Genomic DNA, 24436 nt, shown 5'->3' with positions numbered 1-24436 from the left:
ATCGTATATATACCCTGAGAAAGTTACATGAAGATTCTGATTCCCATTTTGATTTTTGCCCGTTCAGGCGGTAGCAGGGTATTGTCCGAGCTGGCGAATGAATGGGTCAAATCAGGAAACGACGTGGCCTTCTTGTGTCCTGACAGTAGCGACGCTCCCTACTTTCCCACTATTGCCCGGATCCTGTGGGTGAATGACAAAGGACAGATTGCGGCCGAGCGCAATCCACTGGCCAAGCCCAGTGGCCGCTATCATTTGCAATCGCTGTATGCGGGCCTGAAGGCCGTGGGGGCCGAGTACGAGCTGATTCTGGCCAATCAGTCGCTGACAGCATGGCCCGTGGCCCTGGCATCGTGCGGCAACGCCAGGAAGGCCTACTACGTGCAGGCGTATGAGGCGGAATACTATGTCAACATGAAGACGGCCAAGGACCTGGTCCTGGCAGCGATTTCCGCCCTGTCATACCAGTTGCCGCTCAAGAGAATCGTGAATGCGCCGGTATATTTCCGTTATAAAAATCTGCGGGCCAGCGATTTTGTTCCACCTGGAATGGATCTTGACATCTTTAAACCATTGGCAGTGCCCCGTGATATCGATAGCAACGAGACCATCATCATTGGCTGCATTGGGCGCCATGAACCTGAAAAAGGCACCATCTACGTGTTGCAGGCGTTTGAGCAACTGGCGAAACTCGATCCGCGTTTCCGCTTGCGCGTAGCGTATGGAAATTTGCCGCAAGGATGGCAGCACGAAAAATGTGAAGTCGTCGTGCCCAAAAGCGATGCCGAACTGGCCGATTATTACCGCAGCGTCGATATTCTTGTTTCTCCTGGTACGGTTCAGCATGGCGCACCGCATTATCCCGTGCTGGAGGCACTGGCAACGGGTGCGGCCGTGGTGACAACCGGCTATATGGGCGCGACGGAAGATACTGCCTGGCTTGTGAAAAACAAGGATGTGCAAACTATTGTCGAGCGCATACAGGAATTGGTCCGGGATGGAGCCGCGCGCCGGGCGAAGATCGCCGCGGGATTGCTGACTGCACAGGCGTTTTCGTGGAAAACCGTATCGGCCAAGATGATGGCGATCTTCGTGCGTACCCTGTTTGGTGACAACGCGAAAAAATGAAGCCGATACGTTTGACGGACACATCGCAAACCCGCCTGCTGTTGGGACTTGCTTTTTTGCTGGTATGCATCGCCGGTTTTCGGCAAGTGGGATTTGACCGTGACTCCCTGCAATATCTGGAGAGCTATCAGCAATTTTCAGGGCTGTTGGGCGCCGACTTCAAAACGCGGGAGCCGACGTTCTGGCTGATCACGGCGATAGCCAAGATGTTGCCCGGCGATGGATTCCGCTGGGTCCTGTTGGCGTATGCTGCTTTGGGAATGGCGATCAACGTCAAGGCCATCCAGAAAATCTCGCCATATCCCATCATGGCGCTGATTTGCTTTGTCTTTTTGTACTTCCCATTGCACACCATGACACAAATTCGGGCCAGCATCGCTTGTGGCCTGTTGTTGCTGGCAATCCCCGATATTGCGGATCGCCGCCTCAAGGATTTTCTCATCAAGGTGGGGATGGCAACCTTGTTCCATTACTCGGCGATTATTCTGGTTCCCCTTTACCTGATCCGCTTGAACAGGCTCGACTTCAAGCTGTATGCGATTCTGCCGCTGGCAACGCTCGCATTTTCACTGGTGAATGGCTTGCTGTTGCAGGCAATGGCTTTTCTCGCGCTGGCGTTGCCGGAAGTGCTGGGTTACAAGATTTCGATCTATCTGACATTGTTGGAGAGCGAGGAAAAGGCGCCCATTAACCTTTTCAGCCTGTACTATCTGAGCGTGCTTTTTGTTTATTATTTATGCATATTTAACATACATAAATTCAGTTCGAAATATGAAGTGCTTTGCATAAAAATCCTCGGCTGGTCGCTGGGGATTTATTATGCGATGTCTTTCCTGCCGGTGGTCGCCGTGCGTATCTCTGAAATGCTGGGAGTGGTGATTGTCATTGTCATCCCGGCGCTGGTGCACAAGATCAGGGGACGCAACGAAGTGTTGTTGATCGCGTATGCATGGCTTTTTGTCATATTTTTCAATAATGTCATCTTGCATGAATTATTCAATTTTTAGGAAAATCGATGGTTTATGATATTGATGCCGTTTTCGTAACGTACAGGCCGGATTTTTCTGTTTTTGAACAGGCATTGAATAGTATAAAAAACCAGGTCCGCACGATTTATATTGTCGATAATTCAGCCAGTGCTGAAGTGGCCAATAAATTGCGGGCGCTGGAAGCGAACGTGCCGAACACGCGGCTGTTGCTGTTGGAGAGTAATGTCGGCATTGCCAAGGCGCAGAACATGGGCATGGTCAAGGCCATGGCGCAGGGCGCCCACCTGTCCTTGCTGAGCGACCAGGACACCATCTATCCGCATGACTATGTGACAAACATGCTCGAGAACTACCGCAGTCTTGGCGATGCTGGCCGCTTGGCGGCGATTGCCCCAGATTTTCAGGAGGAAAACAAGGCCAGCGGCGAGGGAGAAGGTTTTTTCGAACTTCAGGGGGTCAACTCGGTCAAGGTGGCGTCCAGCCAATCCCTGGTCGAGGTTGCACAAGTGATTGCCTCGGGGATGATCATCAATAATGCGGCCCTGGCCCACGTGGGCATGATGGACGAGGCGCTGTTTATCGATTGGGTCGATTTCGAGTGGTGCTGGCGCGCGCGCGCCCATGGCTATCGTATCGTCGGCTGCCGCAACGTGGTTATCCGCCATACCCTGGGTGATGGCGCCGTGAAGGTGGGCGCGAAAACGTATTCGCTGCACACGCCGCAGCGCAATTATTATATTGTCAGGAATGGCATTGCCATTGCATTGGGCAAGAAATATCTGGGAGCGGGTGTGCGCCTGGGTATTTTCCTCAAATCGTTACGCTATATGGTGGCGTTCAGTCTGTTTGGCGATCAGCATCTGAAAAACATTGTGTATTGTTGCCGCGGCTTTGTGCATGGTGTCATTGGCCGCCTGGGACCGCTTGAAAACTAGAATAAGATGATAGCCGTATGCCTAAAATAAGCGTTTGCATGGCCGTATATAACGGCGAAAAATATATTCTGGAGCAAATTGAATCGATACTCGGACAACTGTCCGTTGACGACGAGTTGATCGTGTCGGATGACGGGTCGACGGACCGGACGCTGGAGAAGATCCGGACATGTGGCGATGCACGCATCCGTATCATCGCCAATGAGCTCGACAACGGGTATAGCGGCAATTTTGAAAATGCCATCCGGCACGCGACAGGCGAGGTGATTTTCCTGTCCGACCAGGATGATGTCTGGCTCGCCGGCCGGGTGCAGAAAATGTTGGCCGCCCTGGAGCGTTGCGACATGGTGGTGTGCAATGCGCAGTTCACGGACCATGTCCTGACGCCACTGGACACGACCTTGTTTTCCCTGCGTGGCGGCGGCCAGGGGTTCTGGAAAAACCTGCTTAAATCACGCTATCTGGGCGCTTGCATGGCCTTCAAGCGCAGCATTCTGCGCAAGGCGCTGCCCTTTCCCGGCAATCGCAAGCTGTGCCCGCACGACTTGTGGCTGACCTTGGTCGCCGAGCTTTATTATCGGGTAGAACTTATCGCGGAGCCGCTGATCCTGTATCGCCGTCACGGTGCCAACGTTTCGAGTGGCGGTAGTGCCAGCACTAATAGTTTTCTTAAAAAAATGCAGTTCCGGGCCTATTGCCTGTTGAAAGTGCTCGGCAGGGCATAACACCAACCATCAGATTCATTACGTAAGAAAGAAGAATGGCATGAACCAAACAGTACTCATTACCGGCGGCGCGGGTTTTATCGGACAACGCTTGTGTCGCGCCTTCCTTGGCCAGGGCATGCAGGTGCGCGTGCTGGACAATTTCAGCCCGCAGATTCATGCAAGCGATGTCCTGCCTGACGATCTGGCCGGGAAGGTTGAACTGATCAAGGCCGATGTGCGTGACCGGGATGCGATGAAGCAGGCACTGACAGGTGTGCATGCCATCGTGCACTTGGCTGCGGAAACGGGCACCGGTCAGTCCATGTATGAAATCGACCGCTATTTCAGCGTCAACGTGCAGGGGACCGCCACGATGCTCGATTTGCTGCAGAACGAAGATTGCGCCAAGGACTTGCGCTCCATCGTCGTGGCCTCGAGCCGCGCCGTATATGGTGAAGGTGCTTACCAGTGCGCATCGCATGGCACCGTGTTCCCGCATCAGCGTACGCGCGAACACCTGTCCGCCGGTATGTTTGAACCCGTCTGTCCTGTCTGCATCAAGCCGGTGGCGCTGTTGCCGACGGCGGAGACGGCGCCTTTCCTGCCGATGTCGATGTATGGCCTGACCAAACAGGTGCAGGAACAGGCCGTGCTGTTGTTTGCGCGTACCCGCGGCATCAACGGTTTTGGCCTGCGCTATCAGAATGTGTATGGTCCGGGCCAGTCGCTGAAGAACCCGTATACCGGAATCCTGGCAGTGTTTTCGAATCTGGCGCGGCAGAATCAACTGATCGAAATCTATGAAGATGGCGAAGAGTCGCGCGACTTTGTGTATATCGACGATGTTGTTGAAGCAACGGTGCGCAGTGTCAACCACGCCGGCCCTTTCGTCGGTGCGCTCAATGTCGGTTCCGGCCAAGCCACCAGCGTGATGACCGTCGCGCAAGAGATCAAGCAATTCTTTAACAGCGATAGCGAGATTACCGTCACCGGCGCATTCCGCGTCGGCGACATTCGCCATAATATCGCCGATGTTTCGGTTGCCGCTGACGTCCTGGGCTTTACGCCAGGCGTACAGTTCAAGGACGGCTTGAAGCATTTCCTGACCTGGGCTTCGCAGCAGCCGGCAGAAGACAAGGCCGCCTATGCGCGCTCGGTCAGTGAACTTGCCGACAAGGGGCTGATGGGCTCCAGCCGTCAACCATGACGTTAAAAAAAACCTTGCTGGCCGATTTGGCGCGGCAATATGCGGCCAATGGCCAGCCTGGCCGCATGCCGGGCATCATGGGCGTGATACTGGGAACCCTGTCGCCCCGCTTCGCGCCGGTGGTAATTTTTCGGCTGTCCCATTGGTTTTACCGGCACAAGCTGTCACCGCTGGCCAAGTTGTTTTCATTGCTCAATTTTGTCGTGTTCGGTCTCGAAATCGCCATCCGCTGTGATATAGGCAAAGGCTTGTATCTTCCGCACACTCAGGGCACGGTGATTGGCGTAAACAGCATTGGTGAAAACGCCACGATTTACCATAATGTCACCTTTGGCGCGCGTGAAATCGATGTGAATTTCTCCGAGCAGTCGCGTCCCACTGTGGGCGATAACGTGATCGTCGGTTCCGGCGCCAAGATCCTTGGTGGCGTCATGATCGGCAATGGTGCCCGCGTGGGCGCCAATGCCGTGGTGCTTGCCGATGTCCCCGCAGGCGCTACCGTCGGCGGTATTCCAGCAAAAATTCTCAAGCAAGGCGAAGTCACATGATTCAAAAGGGAGCGCGCGTTTTATTTATTTCTCCGCGGACGTTCGATTACGAGAAAGAAATCAAGGCGGAATTGGAACTGGCGGGCTGTCAAGTCGACTGGCATGATGACCGCCCGGCGTCGACGCCGCTGGTAAAGGCATTGATACGTTTTCGGCCCGAGCTGGTGGCCACCATGTGCGACCGTTATTTCGACCGCATCATTCATGACGCGCGTGCCATTGCCTACGATGCCGTGTTTGTCATCAAGGGCGAAGCCATTTCGGCGGAGCGGCTCAGGATGCTGCGCGAAAGCCAGCCAACGGCACGTTTCCTTTACTATTCGTGGGATTCCTTAAAAAATTTCAAGAATGGCGAAGTCAAGCTATCGTACTTTGACAAGGCATACAGTTTCGACCGGCTAGACACCGTCAATATCCCGCACGTGCGGCACCTGCCGCTGTTTTATATCAGTGTGTATGAAGCGATGGCGGCCAGGCAGGCGGAAAAAAACACCAACGATATTGGCATGCTGTTTCTCGGCACAGTGCATTCTGACCGCTACGCAGTAGTCCGGCGCATTGTGGCGGCAGCGCGGCGCGCGGGCATGACGCTGCCCGTCTACACGCATTTTTATTATCAAAGCAAATGGGTGATGGCAGTTCGAAAATTGTTTGATCGTGATTTTCGCGCCATACCGTGGAAGGATGTCCAATGGCACTCGCTGAACAAGCAACAGATTCTCGACTTGTTTTCGCGTAGCGAGATCGTGCTCGACATTCATCACCCTGGGCAGACGGGCTTGACGATGCGTACCATCGAGTGCCTGGGGGCCGGTAAAAAAATGATCACGACGAATGCCGATGTCATCAGCTATGATTTTTACCGTCCCGAGAATATCCTGGTGGTGGACCGCCAGACGACTGACTTGCCCGCGGATTTCTTGCGCACCGCCTACGTCAGTTTGCCTGAGGATATGTACTGCCGCTATAGCTTGAGAAGTTGGTTAGCTGAAATTTTTGCCTAGTCAGGCTGAGGGCACTACGGCCAACTGGTGGCCGTAGTGCTCTCAGCTCGTCTTTTTCCCGTGGCAATGCGGACAAGACACCTCATACACATATTCCGGCGCCAGTTGCAGGCGCGGGGTGACGACGGCGCGGCAGACGAAACATTGCACGGTTTCCGTCGGTTCCAGTTTCGGGTTCAGGGCCGTGCGGTAATCGAACACGAAACAGTCGCCCGTATAGTGCTCGCCGCCCACTTCCTCGAAATATTTCAGGATGCCGCCGTCGAGCTGGTACACGCTGTCGTAGCCGATTTCCTTCATGTGGATGGCGGCCTTTTCGCAGCGGATGCCGCCCGTGCAGAAGGTGACGACGGTCTTGCCTTCCAGTTCTTCCTTGTGCGCGGCGGCAACGGCAGGGAATTCCGTAAACTTGTCGATACGGTAATCGAGCGTGTTGTTGAACGTGCCCACGTCCACTTCGAAGGCGTTGCGCGTTTCCATCATGACCACGGGTTTGCCCGCGTCGTCCACGCCGGCGTCGAGCCAGCGCTTGAGCGTGTGCGCATCGACGGACGGGGCGCGACCCAGTTCCGGCTTGATCAGCGGCATGCGCATGGTGATGATTTCTTTTTTTAGCTTGACCAGCATGCGCTTGTGTGATTGCTCATTCGACAAGCTTTCCTTCCATTCCAGATCGGCCAGACGCTCGTCGCTGCGGACCCACGCGAGGAAGCTGTCGATATGCTCGCGCGTGCCCGACAGGAACATATTGATGCCTTCCGGCGTCAGCAGGATCGTTCCCTTCAGTTCCAGTGCCAGGCATTGCTCCTGATACAAGGGACGCATGGCTTCCGTATCGTCGAGCGTGATGAATTTATACGCGGCGATATTGACAAACGTGGCGGCCAGCGGGCTGACGGCGGCGGAAACGGCGGGTGTTGCTGGGGTGATGGCTTGCATGATGGCGATCGGCTTAGACTGAACAGCCGATATTATAAGCCCGACGGGCCAGCCAGGATACCCGGTCCGTAGCCGCGACGCGGTAGAATAGACCCCATTGAATTTTGCACGAAACGGTACACACAGATGGAAATGGTAATGCAAGAGGCCGGCGCTCCGGCAGGTTCACAGCAAGCGGTGCAGCCCGGTCCCGCCTTCGTCCACTTGCGCGTGCACTCGGAGTACTCGATCGTCGATGGCCTGGTGCGCATCGACGACGTGGTCAAGGCGGCGGCGAAGGACAAGCAGGTGGCGCTGGCCGTCACCGACTTGTCGAACCTGTTTGGCATGGTCAAGTTCTACAAGGAAGCGCGCGGCAAGGGCATCAAGCCCATCGTCGGTGTCGACGTGTGGATCACGAATGACGACAACCGCGAGAAGCCGTCGCGTTTGCTGTTGCTGGCGAAGAATCGCATGGGCTATTTGCAACTGTGCGAACTGCTGTCGATGGCCTGGCTGACGAACCAGTACAAGGGCCGTGCGGAACTGCGCGTCGAGTGGCTGCAGGCGCTGGCGACGAATACCTACGACCTGTACCCGGGCGAAAGCGCGGCGAATGGCTTGATCGCCCTGTCCGGCGCGCATTTCGGCGATGTTGGCATTGCTATCGAGAATGGCAACCTGGCCCTGGCCGAACGCAATGCCCAGCGTTGGGCCGAGATCTTTCCTGGCCACTTCTATGTCGAGATTCAGCGCGGCGGCCAGGCCAACCAGGAAGCGCAGGTGCGCCATGCGGTGGCGCTGGCGGCCAAGCTCGGTTTACCCGTGGTGGCCACGCATCCCGTGCAATTTATTTCCCCAGAGGAATTTATTGCCCACGAAGCCCGCACCTGTATCGCCGAAGGCGAAATGCTGGCCAACGCCAAGCGCGTGAAGCGCTTCAACGACAGCCAGCGCTTCCTGTCGCAGGCCGACATGGCGGAATTGTTCGCCGACTTGCCGGCCGCGCTGGCCAATTCCGTGGAAATCGCCAAGCGCTGCAATTTGACCTTGACCCTGGGCAAGCCGCAACTGCCGAACTTCCCCACGCCGCCCGGCATGACGATCGACGAGTTCCTCGTCGCCGAATCGCAGGCGGGCCTGGAAAAGCGACTATTGCAGCTGTATCCCGATCCCGAGCGCCGTGAAAAGGAACGTCCGCGCTACGAGTCGCGCTTGAAATTCGAGACGGACACGATTTGCAACATGAAATTCCCCGGCTACTTCCTCATCGTGGCCGAGTTTATCCAGTGGGCCAAGGAAAACGGCGTGCCAGTCGGCCCGGGCCGCGGTTCGGGTGCCGGTTCGCTGGTGGCGTATTCGCTGCTCATTACCGATCTGGACCCACTGCAATACAACCTGCTGTTCGAGCGTTTTCTGAATCCCGAACGCGTCTCGATGCCCGACTTCGATATCGACTTTTGCCAGGAAGGGCGTGACCGCGTCATCCAGCACGTCAAGGATTTGTATGGCAAGGAGGCCGTCTCGCAGATCGCCACCTTCGGTACCATGGCGGCCAAGGGTGCGATCCGCGACGTGGGCCGCGTGATGGACTTCGGCTACAACTTCTGCGATGGTATTTCCAAGCTGATCCCGTTCAAGCCGGGTAAACCCGTGTCGATTGCCGACGCCATTGAGGAAGAGCCGTTGCTCAAGGAGCGCCTGGAAAACGAGGAAGAGGTCAAGCAGTTGCTGGAGCTGGCGCAGCAAGTCGAAGGCATCACGCGCAATATCGGCATGCACGCGGGGGGCGTGCTGATCGCCCCCGGCAAGCTGACGGATTTCTGCCCGCTGTACACGCAGGGTGGCGACTCGGGCGTCGTGTCGCAGTACGACAAGGATGACGTGGAGGCCGTTGGCCTGGTGAAGTTCGACTTTTTGGGTCTGACCACGCTCACCATCCTTGACCGCGCCGTCCGCTACATCAAGCAGCTCGATCCCGCGCAAGCCGATTTCGACCTGGCCACCTTGCCGCTGAACGACAAGCCGTCCTACGACCTGCTGACCAAGGCCAAGACCGTGGCCGTGTTCCAGCTTGAGTCGCGCGGCATGCAGGGCATGCTGAAAGACGCGCGTCCCGACCGTTTCGAAGACATTATCGCGCTCGTGGCCCTGTACCGTCCGGGCCCGATGGACCTGATTCCCGATTTTTGCAAGCGCAAGCACGGCGAGCGTTTTGATTACCCCGATCCGCGCACGGAAGCGATTCTGTCCGAAACCTACGGCATCATGGTGTATCAGGAGCAGGTGATGCAGATGGCGCAGATCGTCGGCGGCTACTCGCTGGGCGGCGCCGACATGCTGCGCCGCGCCATGGGCAAGAAGAAGGCCGAAGAGATGGCCGAGCACCGCGAGATCTTCCGTGCCGGTGCGGCCAAGGATGGCTTGACGGCCGCTAAGGCCGACGAGATCTTCGACTTGATGGAAAAGTTTGCCGGTTACGGTTTCAACAAATCGCACGCCGCCGCCTACGCCCTGCTGTCCTACCACACGGCGTATTTGAAGGCGCACCACACGGCCGCCTTCATGGCCGCCAACTTGTCGCTGGCCATGGACGACACGGACAAGATCAAGATCCTGGTGGAAGACTCGCTGGAAATCTGCAAGCTGACCTTGTTGCCGCCGGATATCAACGAATCGGACTACCGCTTCACGCCGAGCGGCGCGGCGCCGTCCGTGAGCGGCAAGAAAGTCACGCAGATCCGCTATGGCCTGGGCGCCGTGAAAGGCTCGGGCCAGAACGCCATCGAAGCCATCATCGCCGCGCGCGAGGCGGGCGGACCCTTCACCAGCCTGTTCGATTTCTGCAAGCGCGTGGATAAAAAGCAAATTAACCGCCGCACCATCGAGTCCCTGATACGCAGCGGTGCCTTCGACTGCCTGAAGGTCGACCGCGCCATCCTGCTCGCATCCGTGGCGTTCGCCATGGAATGCGCCGACCAGGCCGCCAAGGCGGCGAATCAGGTGAGCCTGTTCGGCGGCGACGACAGCGACATGGTGGCGCCGCCCGAGTACGTCAAAGTGCCCGTGTGGAGTGACAAGCAGCGCCTGACGGAAGAAAAGATCGCCCTGGGTTTCTATCTTTCCGGCCATCTGTTCGACTCGTATGCGCCCGAGGCGCGCCGTTTTGCGCGCACGAAACTGTCTGAATTGTCGCCGTCGCGCGAACCGCGCATGATGGCCGGCGTCATCACGGGCTTGCGCACGCAGATGACGCAGCGCGGCAAGATTCTCATCGTCACCCTGGATGACAAGAGCGGCACGGTGGAAGTGACCGTGTATGGCGAATTGTTCGATGCCAACCGGAAAATCTTCAAGGAAGATGAATTTCTGGCCGTGGTGGGCAAGGTGTCGGAAGACCGTTTCTCGGGCGGCTTGCGTATCACGGCCGAGAGCGCCTTCGACATCATCGCCGCGCGCGTGCAGTATGGCCGCCAGCTGGGCCTGACTTTGCCGGCCACGCTGGACGCCAAGCGTATCCGTGACGTGATCATGCCGCACCGGGCCGAGACGGGCTTGCCGATCGCTGCGCGGGTCAGCCCGCAAGGCGTCAGCTGCGTGCTGCAGTTCGGGGACGAGTGGAAAGTGGCGCCATCGGATGAATTGCAGATGGCACTCGAGCAGATGCTGGGCGCGCAAGAGGTGGCCGTCGAATACTGACCGGCACCGCCCCGCGCATACAACAAAGCCAAACCGCAGGCATGCTGGTTTGGCTTTTTTTGTTTACATGTCCTTCAGGCCCGTGATCGCGTAACCCTTGGCGGCGATCTGCTGGTGCGGCTGTTCGATATGATAGTCGGGCAAGATCTCGGCATCGTCGGCCACTTCGCTGGCACGCACTTCGAGTTGCCAGTCGGTATTGGTCACCTCTTCAGGAATGATCTTTCCTTCCGGCACGGCGAGGTAGGAAAAAATGCCGTCGTGCTCGGCCCGGCGGTAGATGTCTACGCGCATGAATGCCTCCTAGTAAACGTTGGGGGAACCGGTGCACCGCAGTGCGTGCCGATAGTGCTAGCGTAACAGGATTGGGCCGCGCATGGGTTGAAGCGTGTGCCGCAGGGGGGCTCAGGCGGCAGCGTAATCGTTGTCTTCCAGGTCGGTCGCTTGCCGTGCCTCGTTGGCGGCTGCCACAGCGCCTGCCGTGGCGACCTGCACCGGGCTGCGATGGGCGTCGAGGCCGCTACGCAGGCTGCCGATCATGGCCAGCGTCAGTTCGTGGCGTTTGCGTGCTTCCGAGCGTTTTTTTGACGGAATGTCTTCCAGGGCAGGCAGGGGCAGGTTTTCGCATGGCAGCTCAAAATCACCATCCTTGCGTGCCTGGGCGCCAAGTTCTTGCCAAAGGGAATTGTAGTCGGCGAACAGCCGGCCCTTTTTGGCGGAATGGTGGACGGCCCGGTTGGCGTTGCCTACAAGCACCATGTTGCGGCAGCCATGTTCATGTCCCAGCTGACGCACCAGGCGCACCATCAGGGCCTTGGGGCGCATGCCATGCAGGTCGCGCGTGGCTTCGCGCACCCGGCGCAAGCCTTCCGCGCCGCGCGGACCCTGGAGGCAGCCGATGCCCACGCCCATGCTGGCGCGTGCGCGGGAACCGAAAAAGGAAAACGCGACCGAGTAGATCACATCATCGCCATGCGCCAGTTGCAGCACCATTTCGCCTTCGCGGTCCATCGGTTGTAGCGAACACAGCTGCAGGTGGTAGGGCGCACCCGATTTTCCCGGTACGGTACCCAGGCGCACGGGCGCGCGTGCCGCCTGCGTCATCAACTTGCCCCAGCCTTGTTGCAGGATGAAATGATAGTGCTCGACCAGCAAGGCGACGCGCTGGCGGCACGACAGGTTCGTGCTCAGGTAAGGGCGGTACACCTTGTGCATCAGGCGCGGATAGGCTTGCAGCAAGTCCTGGAACACGGGGTGAGAATTGAGCAACTGCAGCCAGATGCGCGTCTGCCTATGCTGTAAATGTGCCCGCAATTGCAGCTTGAGCATCTCGCGCACGCGGGACATGCCTGGTGGCATATTGCTCAGGCCCGCATGCAGGGTAATAGTTTGTGTCATCAAGGAGTTTCCATGTGTGTGTATGGCGGGCAGCCGGCTGCGCTTCAGGCAGGCGGCGGCCCGCTCATGCCGTCCGTATCGGCCAGCAAGACCGTGGCGCTGCGCGTGGCGCGCGCCAGCTTGCGTGCCAGCGCGCCGGCAAAGCGGCGCTGCCAGGGACCGTGCCGCAGGGCCGGCAGGACGATTTCGTGGCAACCGAGCAATTCAGCCGTATCGAGGATCGTAAACAGCAGCTCGCCGGCGACAATATGCGTGCTGAAGGCGAGCTGAGAACGGCTCAGATACAGTCCCGCCTCGTGCATCATCTGCTGCGTGGCCAGGTCCAGCGCATGGCATGCGCCAGCGCTGTGCCGGGGCATGCCATCGGCCTGGTGCGGTGGCGCCGCTGTCACGTGCAGCAGGCTGACGCTGACCGGGATGCCCCATTCCTGCAAGCGCCTGGCGTAGCGCGCGCCGTAGATGATGTCGCTGGCGCGCTTGACGGGCAAGAGCAGCAGCAAGGTATCCTGGCCCGTCTTGCCGCCCGCGCCCGCGGCGCTGTCTGGGGCGCGGTGACGTTGCGGGGCAAGGCGCGATGCATGCATGGAAGGGATGGCCATAGTCGGAAAACCATGTCATCTTATCCATGCCATTCCCTTCTGTAAATTAGCGAAACAGCGTACGGGTTCCCCTTATGTCGCCCCGTTTTTAATAGCGGTAGGTGACATATACGGCGCCGATCGGGGATGTTTTGCGCTGCACGATGGGGCTCTTGGCCGCGTCGCCCATGCGGTGTTCGACGCCGACCAGGGTATTGATGCCCCAGCGCGCATCGAAGCGGTGCTCCCAGTTGACCGTGGCCTGTGCTTCATAGAAACCGCCCTTGGGCGTGTATTGCTTGAACGAAGTATTTGCGGCCTGGGTGGCCGTTACGCCATACATGGTCTGCACGTACTTGCGTTCGCCCCAGCCCAGCTGGCCGCCGATGCTGACGCTGTCCTGCTGCACGCCTTTGGCATCGTTGCGGCCGTAGATCTGGCCTGTTGCGCCGAAATGCACGTTCGCGCCATTTTCGCGATTCGACAGGGGAATGTCGCTCGACACGCTCAGCGACAGGCCCGGCAATGGCGAATAGCCTGCGCTGAGCAAGGCGCTGGCGTTGCCCTTGACTTCACCCATGCCTTTCAGGTAATCGCTGCCGCCGAAACCGTTGATGCCCGTGCGCTTGTGGTCTTCGCGCTTGCCGCGGTAGCCCAGCGCGGCGCTATAACTGAAGGACCCAGCCTGGCCGCCATAGCCGATGCCGCGCGAGGTGCTGATGAACAGGCCATTGGCCATGGCATAGTCGAGGATGATCAGCGGCGAAGCCGACAGTTTGTCGGAGCCGGAATAGCTGGACACGGCAGCGACGCCGCCGCCGATGGTGAAAACATTTTCCGCGGCCGGTTCGGCCGCCGCAGCGGCCAGGGGGTTCAGGCTCAGGCCGCAGGCCAGTGCCAGCGAGGTCAACAGGGTTGTAGGTGCGTGCATGGAGTTATCCGTCAGGTGGAGAACCGAGTCCGGAGTGGCTCGATTGACTGCGGCTAGTATCGGCCTGTGCCATGAAGGAAAAATGAGCCTTTTATTAAGATTGCATGAAGAGCGCTTCTTTACCCATTCTTCAGCTTGCGGTGGTTTAATACGCCACATGAAGATATTGCTGATAGAAGACGACATGGACCTGGGCAATGGCGTGCGGATTGCCTTGCGCGACCAGGGCATGCAAGTGGTGTGGGTGCGCAGCCTGGAGGATGCGGCGCGCAGCATCGAGCACGACAGTTGCGAGCTGGTGCTGCTGGACCTGGGCTTGCCGGACGGCGATGGCCTCGATTTGCTGGCCCGGCTGCGCGCAGCCCGCCTGCCGGTGCTGATCCTCAGCGCCCGCGATACGCTGGAACAGCGCTTGCGCGGCCTCGATGGCGGCGCCGATGATTACCTGGTCAAGCCTTTCGTGCTGGCCGAACTGCTGTCGCGCGTGCGCGCCCTGGCACGCCGCAGCTATGGCTTCGATGGCGACACCATCGAACTGCGCGGCTTGCTGCTGCAGGTGCCCACGCGCCGTGTCAGCGTGCATGGGCGGCCGGTGGAACTGACCGCCAGTGAATATGCCTTGCTGAAGACCTTGCTGATGCGCGCCAACCGCGTCATCACGCGCCGCGTGCTGGAGGAGCATATCCTGCCCGGTGGCCTGGCCAACGCCAGCAATACCCTCGATGTGCATATGGGCAACCTGCGCCGCAAGATAGGCGAGGGCTATATCCGCACCGTGCGCGGCGTCGGCTATGTCATCGACCAGCAAGGAGAGACATCTGCCCCGCCGGGTGCCGGCGCATGATGGGGCGTGTCTGGGCCATGCTGCGCCGGCCTACGCTGCTGCGTCGTTTGATGCTGGCGCAAATGCTGATGCTGACCGTGCTGTGGAGTCTGGCGGTCGCGTATGTGCTGATCGATGGTACGGGCGAAGCGAGCAATGTGGGCCGTGGCGTCTTGCACGCCATTATCAGCGTGGCCGATAACCTGGCCGAGCAGCCGCAGCGACAGGAGCAAAGCTTGCGCGCCATCGACGAAGCCTTGCGCGAAGAGTTTGAAATGGGGAAAGTGCCGGAACTGGCGCCGCGTATCCTGGTCTGGCGCGGCGGCGAGCTGGTCTACAAGTCCCCCGCAGCGCCCAGCGGTATTCGCAGCGCCGGTCCTGATCAGATGGAAGTGATCTACATCAAGGGACAGGCCTGGCGCAGCCGTAGCCTGACTGAGGGGGCCACGCGCGTGACGGTGCTGGAGGTGGGCGGCCCCTGGCAGTTTTTTATCACGATCAATTCACACGGTTATTACCTGCTGCCGCTGCTGATCAGCCTGCCGTTCTTGCTGGTGCCGGCCTGGCTGTCGATCCGCCTTGCCATGCGCCCGTGGCGCAAGGTGGCGCAAGAGGTAGCGGCGCGCGGGCCGCAGGATTTGCGTCCGCTGGCGTTCAAGCCGCCGCATGGCGAACTGGCGGCATTGGTCGACAATATCAACGCCCTGCTGCAACGGGTCGATGCCAGTGCCGCGCGTGAACGCAGCTTCATCGCCGACGCTACGCATGAGCTGCGCACGCCGCTGGCGGCCATGCGCGTGAATGTCGAGGCCTTGCAGGGCCAGGCACATGACGCACGCCAGCAAGAGTTGCTGGACGGCATCTTGAACAGTGGCAACCGTGCCGCGCGCCTGGTGGGGCAGTTGCTGCAGCTGACGCGCAGCGAAGTGCAGGCTGGTGCTGGCGAGCTGCCGCGGCGGCAGGCGCTCGATACCTTGCTGCAAGATCGGCTGGCGGCCCTGTCCGGCCTGGCCCAGGCGGGGGATATCGAGCTCGAGTTGCAGGCCAGCGTTTCGCTCAGCGTGCCCGGGCAGCGCGAGAGCCTGGTCTCGCTGATCGATAATCTGGTGGAAAACGCCATCAAGTACAGCCCGCGCGGCAGCAGCGTGACGGTGTCGCTGCATGCGGAGCGGGGCCAGGCCGTGTTGCATGTGGCCGATCAGGGGCCTGGCATCGCGCCGGCGCTGTATGAACGCGTGTTCGACCGTTTTTTCCGTGCGCCGCAGCAGGTGCAGCCGGGCAGCGGCCTGGGCTTGTCCATCGTCGCCTCCGTCGTGCGCCAGCACGGCGGCACGATTCAGTTGCACAGAGGTAATGGCGGCCTGGGCTTGCTGGTGGAGGTGCGCTTGCCGCTGGCCGAGGCCTGACTGCGCTGGCGCGCCTTGCGACATTGCATGAAGATTATTGCATGTGCTTATAACGCAAGATGACATGGCGCGGCGCACGCTTGCGATGCATAATGCGGGACAGTTAAAAAAACACCGTTATGCGCCCATTCCTGTCCCGCTACCTGCCGTATCCCGCCTTTGTCGGCCTGTATCTGCTGTTTGACTGGGCCACCTACATCGACCCGATGTACGGGCTGAACATCACCCCCTGGAATCCCGATCCCGCGCTGGGCCTGGTGTTTTGGCTGATCCACGGCCGCAAGGCGGCACTGCCGTGGTTTATTGCCTTGCTGGCTGGCGAGGTGCTGGTGCGCGGCATGCCGGCAGGTCTGCCCCTGACCTTGCTCTGTTCGGCGTGGCTGGTGCTCGGCTATGGCGGTATCGGCGCCGCTTTGCGGCGCAGTTTCAGCAGCGGCGATATCTTCGACAACCGACGCCGCCTGGGTACCTGGGTCGCCATCGTGCTGTTGGGCACCGTGCTCAATGCGCTCGGCTATATTTCATTGCTGTCGCTCACGGGACGCATACCGGCCGGCGAGTGGGGCACGGCCGTATGGCGTTTCGGCATCGGCGACACGGTCGGGATGCTGGTGTCGATGCCGCTGATCTGGGTACTGTTCAGCGAGCGCGGGCGGGAGCGCCTGCATGCCGCCGTCTGGCGCTGGGAAACCCTGGCGTATCTGGCCCTGGCCAGCTTCGTGCTGTGGAGTGTCTTCGGTTCCATCGTGCGTTCCGAATACAAGCATTTCTATTTCCTGTTTCTTCCCGTGATCTGGGCCGCCTCGCGCCAGGGCCTGCATGGCGCCGTGCTGGCCGTGTTTGTATTGCAACTATGCATCATCACCCTGGTGAAATGGACGCATGCGGTCGATATTCAGTTTTATGAATTGCAACTGCTCGATGCTGTGCTGGCGCTGGTGGGATTTTTTATCGGCATCGTCGTCGATGAAATGCGCCAGGTGGCTGACGAACTGAAACACACGATGCGCCTGGCGGCCGCCGGCGAAATGGCAGCCGCCCTGGCGCACGAGCTGAACCAGCCGCTGACGGCCCTGTCGACCTATGGCAAGGCGTGTGAATACTTGCTGGAGCGGGGCGAGACCGGGGCCTTGCTGCAGGGCGCAGTGGGGCATATGATCGTGGAATCGGGACGCGCCGCAGACGTGGTGCGCCGCCTGCGCGACTTTTTCCGTACCGGCGCGATGCAGCTCGAGGCGGTGGAGGCAAGCGCCTTGATCGAAGGCTTGGCGCGCCAGTTCACGCCGCTGTTCCATGAACATGGCATCGAGCTGCTGCTGGTGCCGCCGTCGCCGTCGCCGCTGGCCGTCAATGCGGACCGCCTGCAAATCGAGCTGGTACTGCGTAACTTGCTGGCCAATGCACAGGATGCGGTGATGGGCCAGCCGCGCGGCCAGCGCCGCATCACGGTCTCGGCCGAGCCGCTCGAGGGCGGCCGGCTGCGCCTGTCCGTGGAAGATAGCGGGCCCGGCATTTCCAACAGTCTGGCCGCACGTCTGTTCGAACCGTTTGTCTCGACCAAGGCCAGCGGCCTGGGGCTGGGGCTGGTGCTCAGCCGCAGCATCGTCGAAGCGCATGGCGGCCAGTTATGGGCCGAAGTGGGCAAGCATGGGATTTTTCGTTTTATCCTGCCCCTGGCGCACGCCAGGGCAGCCGTGACGGGAGAGTGTGGTGACAAGTAATTTGACGGTGTTTATCGTGGACGACGATCCCGCCGTGCGCGATGCGCTGGGTTTGCTGTTGGGCATACGCGGCTACCGCACGGCCCTGTTTTCCTGTGGCGAGGATTTCCTGCACAGCTGGCGGCCCGAGTGGGCCGGTTGCCTGCTGATCGATATCCGCATGTCGGGCATGGATGGCCTGAGTCTGCAGCGCCGCCTGCTGGAGCTCAACTGCATGCTGCCCGTCATTATCATCACGGGGCATGGCGACGTGGCGCTGGCACGCCAGGCATTCAAGGCGCAGGCCAGCGATTTCCTGGAAAAACCATTTGACCACGACAAGCTGCTGGCCGCCATCGATGAAGCGTTTTCGCGGGAGGCGCACGCACGCGGCCAGTTGCAGCGTCAGGTGGAGGGGCAAGCCTTGCTGCGCGCCTTGACGCCGCGCGAGCGGGAGGTGATGCAGTTGGTGGTGACGGGCCAGCACAACCGCGATATCGCCCCGGCACTGGGCATTTCCGTGCGCACGGTGGAAGTGCACAAGGCGCGCCTGATGGACAAGCTCGGTGTCGATAATGTGGCCGACCTGGTGCGCATCAGCATGCTGGGCACCGGTTAGCCGCTGCAGCGTTGTCTAGGCGATGGTCTGCAATACCTGATCGACCGAGATCGCCTTGACCCAGTCGCTGCGTCGCGCCACCGTGATGACGGTGCTGTTGGCGCTGTCGAATGGCGCCCATTCCGGATTTTTCTTGCGCATCAGCGCTACTACGGGCACATGCACGGCGTTCGCCAGATGCATGATCGACGTTTCCACCGAAATAATCAGGTCGCATTGCGCCAGCATGGCTGGCAGCTGGAAAAAGTTGTCGACGGCACTGAATGCCTGCGTGCGCGGCAAGCCATGCGCTTGTACCACGGCAGTTACCTTGGCCAGTTCCTGCGGCATGGCATTAATCAGGAAGCAGGCATTTGCCCACTTCGGCATGGCCTGCATGCGCGCGATCAGCTCGACGATGCGCTCCAGCGGCCAGCCGCGCTTGTGCGACTTGGCAAACGGGTTCAGGAGTACGAGCGGACCCTGGCGCGGGGCGAAGCCCCAGGCGTTCAACTGTTCCTGTGCCTGTTGCAACGCGAGTTCGGGAATGTGCACGAAGGGATAGCGTTCTGCCACGGGAATGTCGAGTCCCGTCAATTGATGGAACCAGTCCGCATACACGCTGCTGATATGGTGCTCGCCGGCATCCTGGCCCGCATACGAGGCCAGTACGGCATCGATCTTGCGGTAGGCCAGGTAATGCCAGGGGCGTAGCGGGCTGAACGGTTTGCGCGTGCCGATCACCAGCCCACGCGGGCTGATCGCGCGGGCAAGATCCGCGTACTGCTGCGGCCGTACGTGGGCCAGCGACACGACGACGGGATAGTGCTCCGCCTGCGCTTCGCGCAGTGACTCTTCGTAGAGCGCGGGGCTGTAGGTCTTGCGGTACACCTTGGAGAACAGGCCCGACTGCTCTACCCAGTCATACAGCGAATAGGTGCGCAAGCCTTCCCATTGTCTGGCGTCGGACGTGCGGCGCACTTCGTCGACCCACAGGTGGATCTGCATATGGGGATAGGCCGCGGCGAAGGCGCGGAAACCATTTTGCAGGTAGGTAAAGTCTCCCAGCGCCAGATGGGCGATGAAAAGAATTTTGTCCGACTTTTGTAGAAGTTCGGCGGGAATCAAAGGCGTCATGTATCAGTACGATTTCAGGTATTCATTCGATGGTGTCAAACTACTTGCTGGGAAAATTGCAGGCGATGCAGATTGGCATACGCGCCGTTGGCATCCAATAATTGCTGGTGACTGCCGGTTTCCATTATTTTCCCATGTGACAATACCACGATACGGTCCGCACGTTCAATTGTTGATAGCCTATGAGCAATAACTAAGGTGGTTTTACCTTGCATCAGGTGCTCCAGTGCCGCTTGCACGGCCCGTTCCGCCTCCGTATCCAGTGCCGAGGTGGCTTCATCGAGGATCAGGATGGGCGCATCCTTGTAGATGGCGCGGGCGATGGCCACGCGCTGGCGCTGGCCGCCGGACAGGCGCGAGCCGTTGTCGCCCAAGCGTGTTTCCAGGCCATCGGGCAAGCCGTCGATGACGTCCGACAGGAAGGCGGCCGCGGCGGCCGCTTCGATGCGCTGCCGGTCCGGCGCCGCATCGCCATACGCGATATTCGCGGCCAGGGTATCGTCGAACAGCACCACTTGCTGGCTGACCATGGCGATCTGGCTGCGCAGGCTGGTCAGGGCGATGGCATCGATATTCTGTCCATCGAGCAAGATCTCGCCACTGCTGGCCGAGTAAAAGCCGGGCAGCAGGCTGACCAGGGTCGATTTACCACCGCCTGACATGCCGACAAAGGCGACCGTTTGTCCTGGCGCGATGCTCAGGTCGATATGTCGCAGGGCCGGCTCCTGATGTCCAGGGTAGGCAAAGCTCACGTCCTTGAATTCGATGCGGCCTTTGCTGCGGCCAGCGAGCGGCTTGCCACCCGTGCGTTCCGGCGTCTTGTCGATCAGCTGGAAGACTTCCTCGGCGGCGGCCATGCCACGCTGCAGGGGGCCATTGACTTCGGCCAGCTGTTTTAACGGTGTCAGCAGCATCAGCATGGCCGTGATGAAGGAGACGAAGCCGCCGACCGTGATTTGCCCCTGCTCCGACTGGAACAGGGCCATCACGATGACCAGGGCCACGGCGGCAGCAGTGATCACCTGAGTGATGGGCACGGTGGCGGAAAAGGTCGTCGTCATGCGCATGCTGTAGCGGCGCAATTGCTCGGCACGCTCTTCGAAGCGCGATTTTTCGTATTCCTGGCCGCCAAAGATCTTGATCACTTGCTGGGCGCGCGTGGTTTCCTCGATGACCTGGGTCAGCTCGGCATTGACGGCCAGCGAGTCGCGGTTGAGTTTTTTCAGGCGCTTGCCCGTGGTGCGCACGACGATGGTCAGCAGGGGCAGCAGCACCAGGGTGACCAGGGTCAGCACCCAGTTCAGGTACAGCAGCCACGCCAGCAGGCCCAGCACGGTCAGCGAGGAGCGCACGATCGAAGTAAACACCTTGGTCACCATTTCGATGATCTGCTGCACTTCAAACATGATGGAGTTGATGACTTTGCCCACCGTGTGCGTGTTGTAGAAGTCGATGGGCAAGTTCAGCATGCTGGCAAACATTCTGCGCCGCAGTTCGTTGAGGATGCGTGTGGAGACATAGCTCATCAGGTAACTGCTGGCAAACGTCGATGCGCCGCGCATGGCAAAGATACCGATGACGATCAGCGGCACCAGCCAGAAGGAAAAATTGACCTTGCCACCAAAGCCATTGTCGAGCAGTAACTTGAGCGCATACGGCAACAGCGGCTCCGTGGCCGCCGTGACGACCATCGCCAGCAAGGCCAGGGCCAGGTGTTTCTTATAGGGCGCATGCAGCGCGGTGAGGCGCTTCAGGTCGGGCGTGAGCATCGGTATGGTTCCTTGCAGGGGACAGCAAAAACGGTCAGGCGGAAAACGAACTCAGGAAGTGCGTTCTTGCTGGCGCAGCATGGACCACAATATCACCATCGGGAAAACCAGCATGATGATGCCGATATTTAAGGTGAGCGAGCTCGTTGTCAGGCCAAAAATCATGTAGCAAGTGCATAGCACCACGCCGGCCAGCGCATAGGGCTGGGCCGCGGCGCTGCCGCGCCGCAAGGCGCGCGCGAAGAGAGCCAGCGGTACAAGGAACAGGGCCAGCAGGGCCATTACGCCGGTGATGCCGCGTTTAACCAAGGTGTCGAGATAGTCGTTATGCGCATTCGTGTAGTCGCTGATGACATTGCTCATCTTACCTTCCGCCACCAGCACGCGCTTCGCTTCCAGGTAACCGGTACGGCCCATGCCCACCACCAAATGGTCACGCGATATCAGCAAGGCCGTGCGCCACATTTCCAGGCGCTGTCCGACAGACGACCATTTGAGATCGGCGCCATGTTCAAAATTCTGCGTCTCCTCCACAGCGGCATGCATGCGCTTGCGTATCTGGGAATTAGGCATGGAGTAAGTGACCGCACCCAGCGCGACGATCGCGATGGCCGCGCTGGCGATATAGCGTTTGCCATCCTTTTTCGCGTAATGCAGGGCAATGATGCCAGCGCAAACGGGCAAGGCCAGCCAGCCGCTGCGGCTGCCGCTGACGACAGAGCCGAGTATCCCGGCCAGGCCGCCGACCAGCAAGAGTGCAGACCATGCCGCACGGTGGCGTTGTTCGCGGGCCCAGACCAGGCCACTCAGCGATAGCATGCCTAGCAACATGCTCACATTGCCGTAATGGATAGCGTTGCTTGTTGCCGCCTGGGGGCGTTCCACGTTCAGTATGATGAGTTGCCAAAAAGCCAGTGCGGCTCCGCCGATGGCTCCGATGGGGACACCGCTCCACCAAGCCTCTGGCCGCGGCGGATAGGCTAGCAGCAGCAGCAGCACCGGCACGGCCAGCAGCGCCCGTAGGGGCATGTCGAGTTCGCGCGCCGGATCGCCGTGATAGAGCATGTTGGCCGTAAAAATGAAGAAGTACAGCAACAGCGTACCGAGCATCAGATAATCGCGGCGTTGCAGATGCAGGCGGGGGCGTTTCCATAGCAGCCAGCTGCTGGCCAGCAGGAGCGCCAGTGCACCAAGGGAATATCCGCTGGTGACAGCCAGCGCCAATGCCGAAAAGAGAAAAACACAAACAGAAGTCAGGCCGAACATGAATATCCTTGGTAACGCACGACGTCGCCATTATGGCAACTGTAGCAACATAAAGTAGGCGTCATTGTAATCGAAGGTGGCAGCAAAAACGCTTAGCGGGAATTTGCTCTTCGATAACTATATGGGTGGTCTCAAGGGCGAAATGAAAAAAAACCATGGTTTTTAGCCATGGTTTTTTTGTAAGCAATGGTAACTTGCTGTTATTTTGACAAGGCCGCGAGGCCTGTCATGCGTATCAGACGCTGGCCGGCACGCGCGTGGCCACGCCGGTGGCGATGGCCGCTTGCGATACGGCAGGCGCGACCCAGCTGCGCAGGCGCTCGTCGAACGGCGACGGTATCAGTTGCAGCGGCGTCAGCGCGCTGGTGGTGTGGCCCGGCAATGGTTCTTTTGCCAGCGCGGCGATGGCGCGCACGCAGGCCAGCTTCATTTCTTCATTGATGGTGGTGGCGCCCACGTCGAGTGCACCGCGGAAGATGTACGGGAAGCACAGCACGTTGTTGATCTGGTTCGGGTAATCGGAGCGGCCCGTGGCCACGATGGCGTCGTCGCGCACGGCATGCACCTTTTCCGGGGCGATTTCCGGATGCGGATTGGCCAGGGCGAAGATCAACGGCTTGGCGGCCATCGATTCGACCATCTGTGCGCTCACCACGCCGCCCTTCGAGACGCCGATGAAGATGTCGGCGCCGACCATGGCGTCGGCCAGGTCGCGGTCGCTCGTGTCGTTCGCGTAGCGCGCCTTGTTCTCTTCCATGCTGGCATCGCGGCCCGGGTAGATCACGCCCTGGCTGTCGCACACTTTCAGCAGCGACTTGTTCAGGCCCAGCGAGACGAGCAGGTCGAGGCAGGCGATCGAGGCCGCGCCGGCGCCTGAGACGGCCACTTTCACCTTGCCGATATCCTTGCCTACCAGTTCCAGGCCATTCAGGATGCCGGCTGCGACGATGATGGCCGTGCCGTGCTGGTCGTCGTGGAAGACGGGAATGTTCATGCGCTTGCGCAATTGCTGCTCGATATAGAAGCAATCGGGCGCCTTGATGTCTTCCAGGTTGATGCCGCCGAAGGTCGGCTCCATGCGCACCACGGTGTCGATGAACAGGTCGGGATCGTTCTCGGCCAGTTCGATGTCGAACACATCGACGTCGGCAAATTGCTTGAACAGGCAAGCCTTGCCTTCCATCACCGGTTTGCTGGCCAGCGGGCCGATATCGCCCAGGCCCAGCACCGCCGTGCCGTTCGTGATCACGGCCACCAGGTTGCTGCGCGAGGTGTAGATGCCGGCCGTGCGCGGATCTTCCACGATGGCTTCGCAGGCAAAGGCGACGCCTGGCGAGTACGCCAGGGTCAGGGCGCGGGCGTCGCCCAGCGGTTTGGTTGGCGTCACGGAAATCTTGCCTGCGCGGGGTTCCGCGTGATAGGCGAGGGCGGCTTCTTTCAGGTTGAAGGTTTCGCCGTTCTGTTCGGCGTGCTTGCTGTGGGAAGTAGACATAAGAATTCTGGGAAGGGCAACCAGGCCCGAGTGGTCAATCCGGGCCATGTTATGCAAGCGTTTGCACGCTGTCAAGGCTGGATTGTACTTAAAAGTCTCAAAACTGCTTTGGGCAACGGCATTATTTCAATGCAAGCGTTTGCTCGGTTTTTGACGGTATGGGCATTTTTTGCGATAAAATCAGCGTATTGCGATCCGGGAAG

General features: G+C 59.6%; 20 protein-coding genes and 1 pseudogene. 12 read left to right on the top strand and 9 right to left on the bottom strand.

All coding sequences use genetic code 11. The features are described 5' to 3' along the window. Positions 1-27: 27 nt before the first annotated feature. Genes ACP7EG_RS22800 through ACP7EG_RS22770 form a run of 7 tightly spaced genes read left to right on the top strand, consistent with a single transcriptional unit; the run spans position 28 to position 6518 of the window. Positions 28-1128: a glycosyltransferase family 4 protein gene (locus tag ACP7EG_RS22800; RefSeq protein ID WP_096237692.1), complete on the top strand. Its 1101-nt coding sequence runs from the start codon at positions 28-30 to the stop codon at positions 1126-1128. After that, a complete protein-coding gene (locus tag ACP7EG_RS22795; RefSeq protein WP_426089405.1) occupies positions 1125-2135 on the top strand; it encodes an EpsG family protein in 1011 nt (336 codons plus the stop codon). The genes ACP7EG_RS22800 and ACP7EG_RS22795 overlap by 4 nt, the downstream gene beginning before the upstream one ends. Positions 2136-2143: 8 nt before the next feature. Beyond that, positions 2144-3052 (top strand): glycosyltransferase family 2 protein, encoded by a 909-nt coding sequence (locus tag ACP7EG_RS22790; RefSeq protein WP_426089404.1) that lies wholly within the window; start codon positions 2144-2146, stop codon positions 3050-3052. Between the two features lie 17 nt (positions 3053-3069). After that, on the top strand, positions 3070-3777 hold the full coding sequence (locus ACP7EG_RS22785) for a glycosyltransferase family 2 protein (protein WP_426089403.1): 708 nt from the start codon (positions 3070-3072) through the stop codon (positions 3775-3777). A 40-nt stretch (positions 3778-3817) separates the two neighbouring features. Continuing rightward, complete coding sequence (locus tag ACP7EG_RS22780; protein ID WP_096237688.1) at positions 3818-4966, top strand: NAD-dependent epimerase/dehydratase family protein; 1149 nt, start codon at positions 3818-3820, stop codon at positions 4964-4966. Further along, a complete protein-coding gene (locus tag ACP7EG_RS22775; RefSeq protein WP_096237687.1) occupies positions 4963-5514 on the top strand; it encodes a serine O-acetyltransferase in 552 nt (183 codons plus the stop codon). The genes ACP7EG_RS22780 and ACP7EG_RS22775 overlap by 4 nt, the downstream gene beginning before the upstream one ends. Beyond that, on the top strand, positions 5511-6518 hold the full coding sequence (locus tag ACP7EG_RS22770) for a hypothetical protein (RefSeq protein WP_426089402.1): 1008 nt from the start codon (positions 5511-5513) through the stop codon (positions 6516-6518). Before ACP7EG_RS22775 ends, ACP7EG_RS22770 begins: the two co-directional genes overlap by 4 nt. Before the next feature lie 42 nt (positions 6519-6560). Here ACP7EG_RS22770 and ACP7EG_RS22765 read toward each other — a convergent pair whose 3' ends face one another. Then, positions 6561-7457: a sulfurtransferase gene (locus ACP7EG_RS22765; protein WP_426089401.1), complete on the bottom strand. Its 897-nt coding sequence runs from the start codon at positions 7455-7457 to the stop codon at positions 6561-6563. A gap of 138 nt (positions 7458-7595) precedes the next feature. On the opposite strand from ACP7EG_RS22765, the gene dnaE reads away from it, so the two are divergent. After that, on the top strand, positions 7596-11135 hold the full coding sequence (gene dnaE / locus ACP7EG_RS22760; RefSeq protein ID WP_426089400.1) for a DNA polymerase III subunit alpha: 3540 nt from the start codon (positions 7596-7598) through the stop codon (positions 11133-11135). Between the two features lie 63 nt (positions 11136-11198). On the opposite strand, the gene ACP7EG_RS22755 is transcribed toward dnaE, so the two are convergent. The 4 genes from ACP7EG_RS22755 to ACP7EG_RS22740 form a co-directional block, all read right to left on the bottom strand. Beyond that, positions 11199-11429, bottom strand: coding sequence for a DUF6139 family protein (locus ACP7EG_RS22755; protein WP_071075660.1), 231 nt, complete (start codon positions 11427-11429; stop codon positions 11199-11201). Positions 11430-11540: 111 nt separating this feature from the next. Continuing rightward, on the bottom strand, positions 11541-12533 hold the full coding sequence (locus tag ACP7EG_RS22750; protein WP_426089399.1) for a VirK/YbjX family protein: 993 nt from the start codon (positions 12531-12533) through the stop codon (positions 11541-11543). Between the two features lie 44 nt (positions 12534-12577). Beyond that, positions 12578-13132, bottom strand: coding sequence for a universal stress protein (locus ACP7EG_RS22745; RefSeq protein ID WP_426089398.1), 555 nt, complete (start codon positions 13130-13132; stop codon positions 12578-12580). A gap of 88 nt (positions 13133-13220) precedes the next feature. Then, positions 13221-14042, bottom strand: coding sequence for a MipA/OmpV family protein (locus ACP7EG_RS22740; RefSeq protein WP_426089397.1), 822 nt, complete (start codon positions 14040-14042; stop codon positions 13221-13223). 157 nt (positions 14043-14199) lie between these two features. Here ACP7EG_RS22740 and ACP7EG_RS22735 point away from each other — a divergent pair, with 157 nt between their 5' ends. From ACP7EG_RS22735 to ACP7EG_RS22720, 4 genes are all read left to right on the top strand, one after another. Further along, entirely contained in the window at positions 14200-14886 is a 687-nt protein-coding gene (locus ACP7EG_RS22735) for a response regulator (RefSeq protein ID WP_077409269.1), read from the top strand. After that, a complete protein-coding gene (locus ACP7EG_RS22730) occupies positions 14883-16271 on the top strand; it encodes an ATP-binding protein (protein ID WP_426089396.1) in 1389 nt (462 codons plus the stop codon). The genes ACP7EG_RS22735 and ACP7EG_RS22730 overlap by 4 nt, the downstream gene beginning before the upstream one ends. 119 nt (positions 16272-16390) lie before the next feature. Continuing rightward, positions 16391-17992 (top strand): ATP-binding protein, encoded by a 1602-nt coding sequence (locus ACP7EG_RS22725; RefSeq protein ID WP_426089395.1) that lies wholly within the window; start codon positions 16391-16393, stop codon positions 17990-17992. Then, entirely contained in the window at positions 17982-18590 is a 609-nt protein-coding gene (locus tag ACP7EG_RS22720) for a response regulator transcription factor (protein WP_207781041.1), read from the top strand. The genes ACP7EG_RS22725 and ACP7EG_RS22720 overlap by 11 nt, the downstream gene beginning before the upstream one ends. Positions 18591-18605: 15 nt before the next feature. Here ACP7EG_RS22720 and ACP7EG_RS22715 read toward each other — a convergent pair whose 3' ends face one another. From ACP7EG_RS22715 to ACP7EG_RS22700, 4 genes and pseudogenes are all read right to left on the bottom strand, one after another. Continuing rightward, entirely contained in the window at positions 18606-19706 is a 1101-nt protein-coding gene (locus tag ACP7EG_RS22715) for a glycosyltransferase family 9 protein (protein ID WP_096237680.1), read from the bottom strand. A 35-nt stretch (positions 19707-19741) separates the two neighbouring features. After that, entirely contained in the window at positions 19742-21475 is a 1734-nt protein-coding gene (gene msbA / locus ACP7EG_RS22710; RefSeq protein WP_071075669.1) for a lipid A export permease/ATP-binding protein MsbA, read from the bottom strand. Between the two features lie 51 nt (positions 21476-21526). Next, complete coding sequence (locus ACP7EG_RS22705; protein WP_426089394.1) at positions 21527-22741, bottom strand: O-antigen ligase family protein; 1215 nt, start codon at positions 22739-22741, stop codon at positions 21527-21529. A 253-nt stretch (positions 22742-22994) separates the two neighbouring features. Continuing rightward, positions 22995-24233: pseudogene (locus tag ACP7EG_RS22700) on the bottom strand (malic enzyme-like NAD(P)-binding protein); the annotation flags it as partial. Positions 24234-24436: the final 203 nt, after the last annotated feature.

It is taken from the genome of Janthinobacterium sp. PSPC1-1 (genome assembly GCF_049897625.1).
Taxonomy (GTDB): domain Bacteria; phylum Pseudomonadota; class Gammaproteobacteria; order Burkholderiales; family Burkholderiaceae_D; genus Janthinobacterium; species Janthinobacterium tructae.
This window is presented reverse-complemented; position numbering and strand designations above follow the sequence as displayed.

What these genes read in the sequence shown, in the direction of transcription:
- ACP7EG_RS22790 (WP_426089404.1), top strand. Translation starts at nt 2,144, where the DNA reads ATGGTTTATGATATTGATGCCGTTTTCGTAACGTACAGGCCGGATTTT.
- ACP7EG_RS22705 (WP_426089394.1), bottom strand. Translation starts at nt 22,741, where the DNA reads ATGTTCGGCCTGACTTCTGTTTGTGTTTTTCTCTTTTCGGCATTGGCG.
- ACP7EG_RS22775 (WP_096237687.1), top strand. Translation starts at nt 4,963, where the DNA reads ATGACGTTAAAAAAAACCTTGCTGGCCGATTTGGCGCGGCAATATGCG.
- ACP7EG_RS22735 (WP_077409269.1), top strand. Translation starts at nt 14,200, where the DNA reads ATGAAGATATTGCTGATAGAAGACGACATGGACCTGGGCAATGGCGTG.
- ACP7EG_RS22785 (WP_426089403.1), top strand. Translation starts at nt 3,070, where the DNA reads ATGCCTAAAATAAGCGTTTGCATGGCCGTATATAACGGCGAAAAATAT.
- ACP7EG_RS22740 (WP_426089397.1), bottom strand. Translation starts at nt 14,042, where the DNA reads ATGCACGCACCTACAACCCTGTTGACCTCGCTGGCACTGGCCTGCGGC.
- ACP7EG_RS22730 (WP_426089396.1), top strand. Translation starts at nt 14,883, where the DNA reads ATGATGGGGCGTGTCTGGGCCATGCTGCGCCGGCCTACGCTGCTGCGT.
- ACP7EG_RS22795 (WP_426089405.1), top strand. Translation starts at nt 1,125, where the DNA reads ATGAAGCCGATACGTTTGACGGACACATCGCAAACCCGCCTGCTGTTG.
- ACP7EG_RS22765 (WP_426089401.1), bottom strand. Translation starts at nt 7,457, where the DNA reads ATGCAAGCCATCACCCCAGCAACACCCGCCGTTTCCGCCGCCGTCAGC.
- ACP7EG_RS22800 (WP_096237692.1), top strand. Translation starts at nt 28, where the DNA reads ATGAAGATTCTGATTCCCATTTTGATTTTTGCCCGTTCAGGCGGTAGC.
- dnaE (WP_426089400.1), top strand. Translation starts at nt 7,596, where the DNA reads ATGCAAGAGGCCGGCGCTCCGGCAGGTTCACAGCAAGCGGTGCAGCCC.
- msbA (WP_071075669.1), bottom strand. Translation starts at nt 21,475, where the DNA reads ATGCTCACGCCCGACCTGAAGCGCCTCACCGCGCTGCATGCGCCCTAT.
- ACP7EG_RS22725 (WP_426089395.1), top strand. Translation starts at nt 16,391, where the DNA reads ATGCGCCCATTCCTGTCCCGCTACCTGCCGTATCCCGCCTTTGTCGGC.
- ACP7EG_RS22780 (WP_096237688.1), top strand. Translation starts at nt 3,818, where the DNA reads ATGAACCAAACAGTACTCATTACCGGCGGCGCGGGTTTTATCGGACAA.
- ACP7EG_RS22755 (WP_071075660.1), bottom strand. Translation starts at nt 11,429, where the DNA reads ATGCGCGTAGACATCTACCGCCGGGCCGAGCACGACGGCATTTTTTCC.
- ACP7EG_RS22770 (WP_426089402.1), top strand. Translation starts at nt 5,511, where the DNA reads ATGATTCAAAAGGGAGCGCGCGTTTTATTTATTTCTCCGCGGACGTTC.
- ACP7EG_RS22745 (WP_426089398.1), bottom strand. Translation starts at nt 13,132, where the DNA reads ATGGCCATCCCTTCCATGCATGCATCGCGCCTTGCCCCGCAACGTCAC.
- ACP7EG_RS22715 (WP_096237680.1), bottom strand. Translation starts at nt 19,706, where the DNA reads ATGACGCCTTTGATTCCCGCCGAACTTCTACAAAAGTCGGACAAAATT.
- ACP7EG_RS22750 (WP_426089399.1), bottom strand. Translation starts at nt 12,533, where the DNA reads ATGACACAAACTATTACCCTGCATGCGGGCCTGAGCAATATGCCACCA.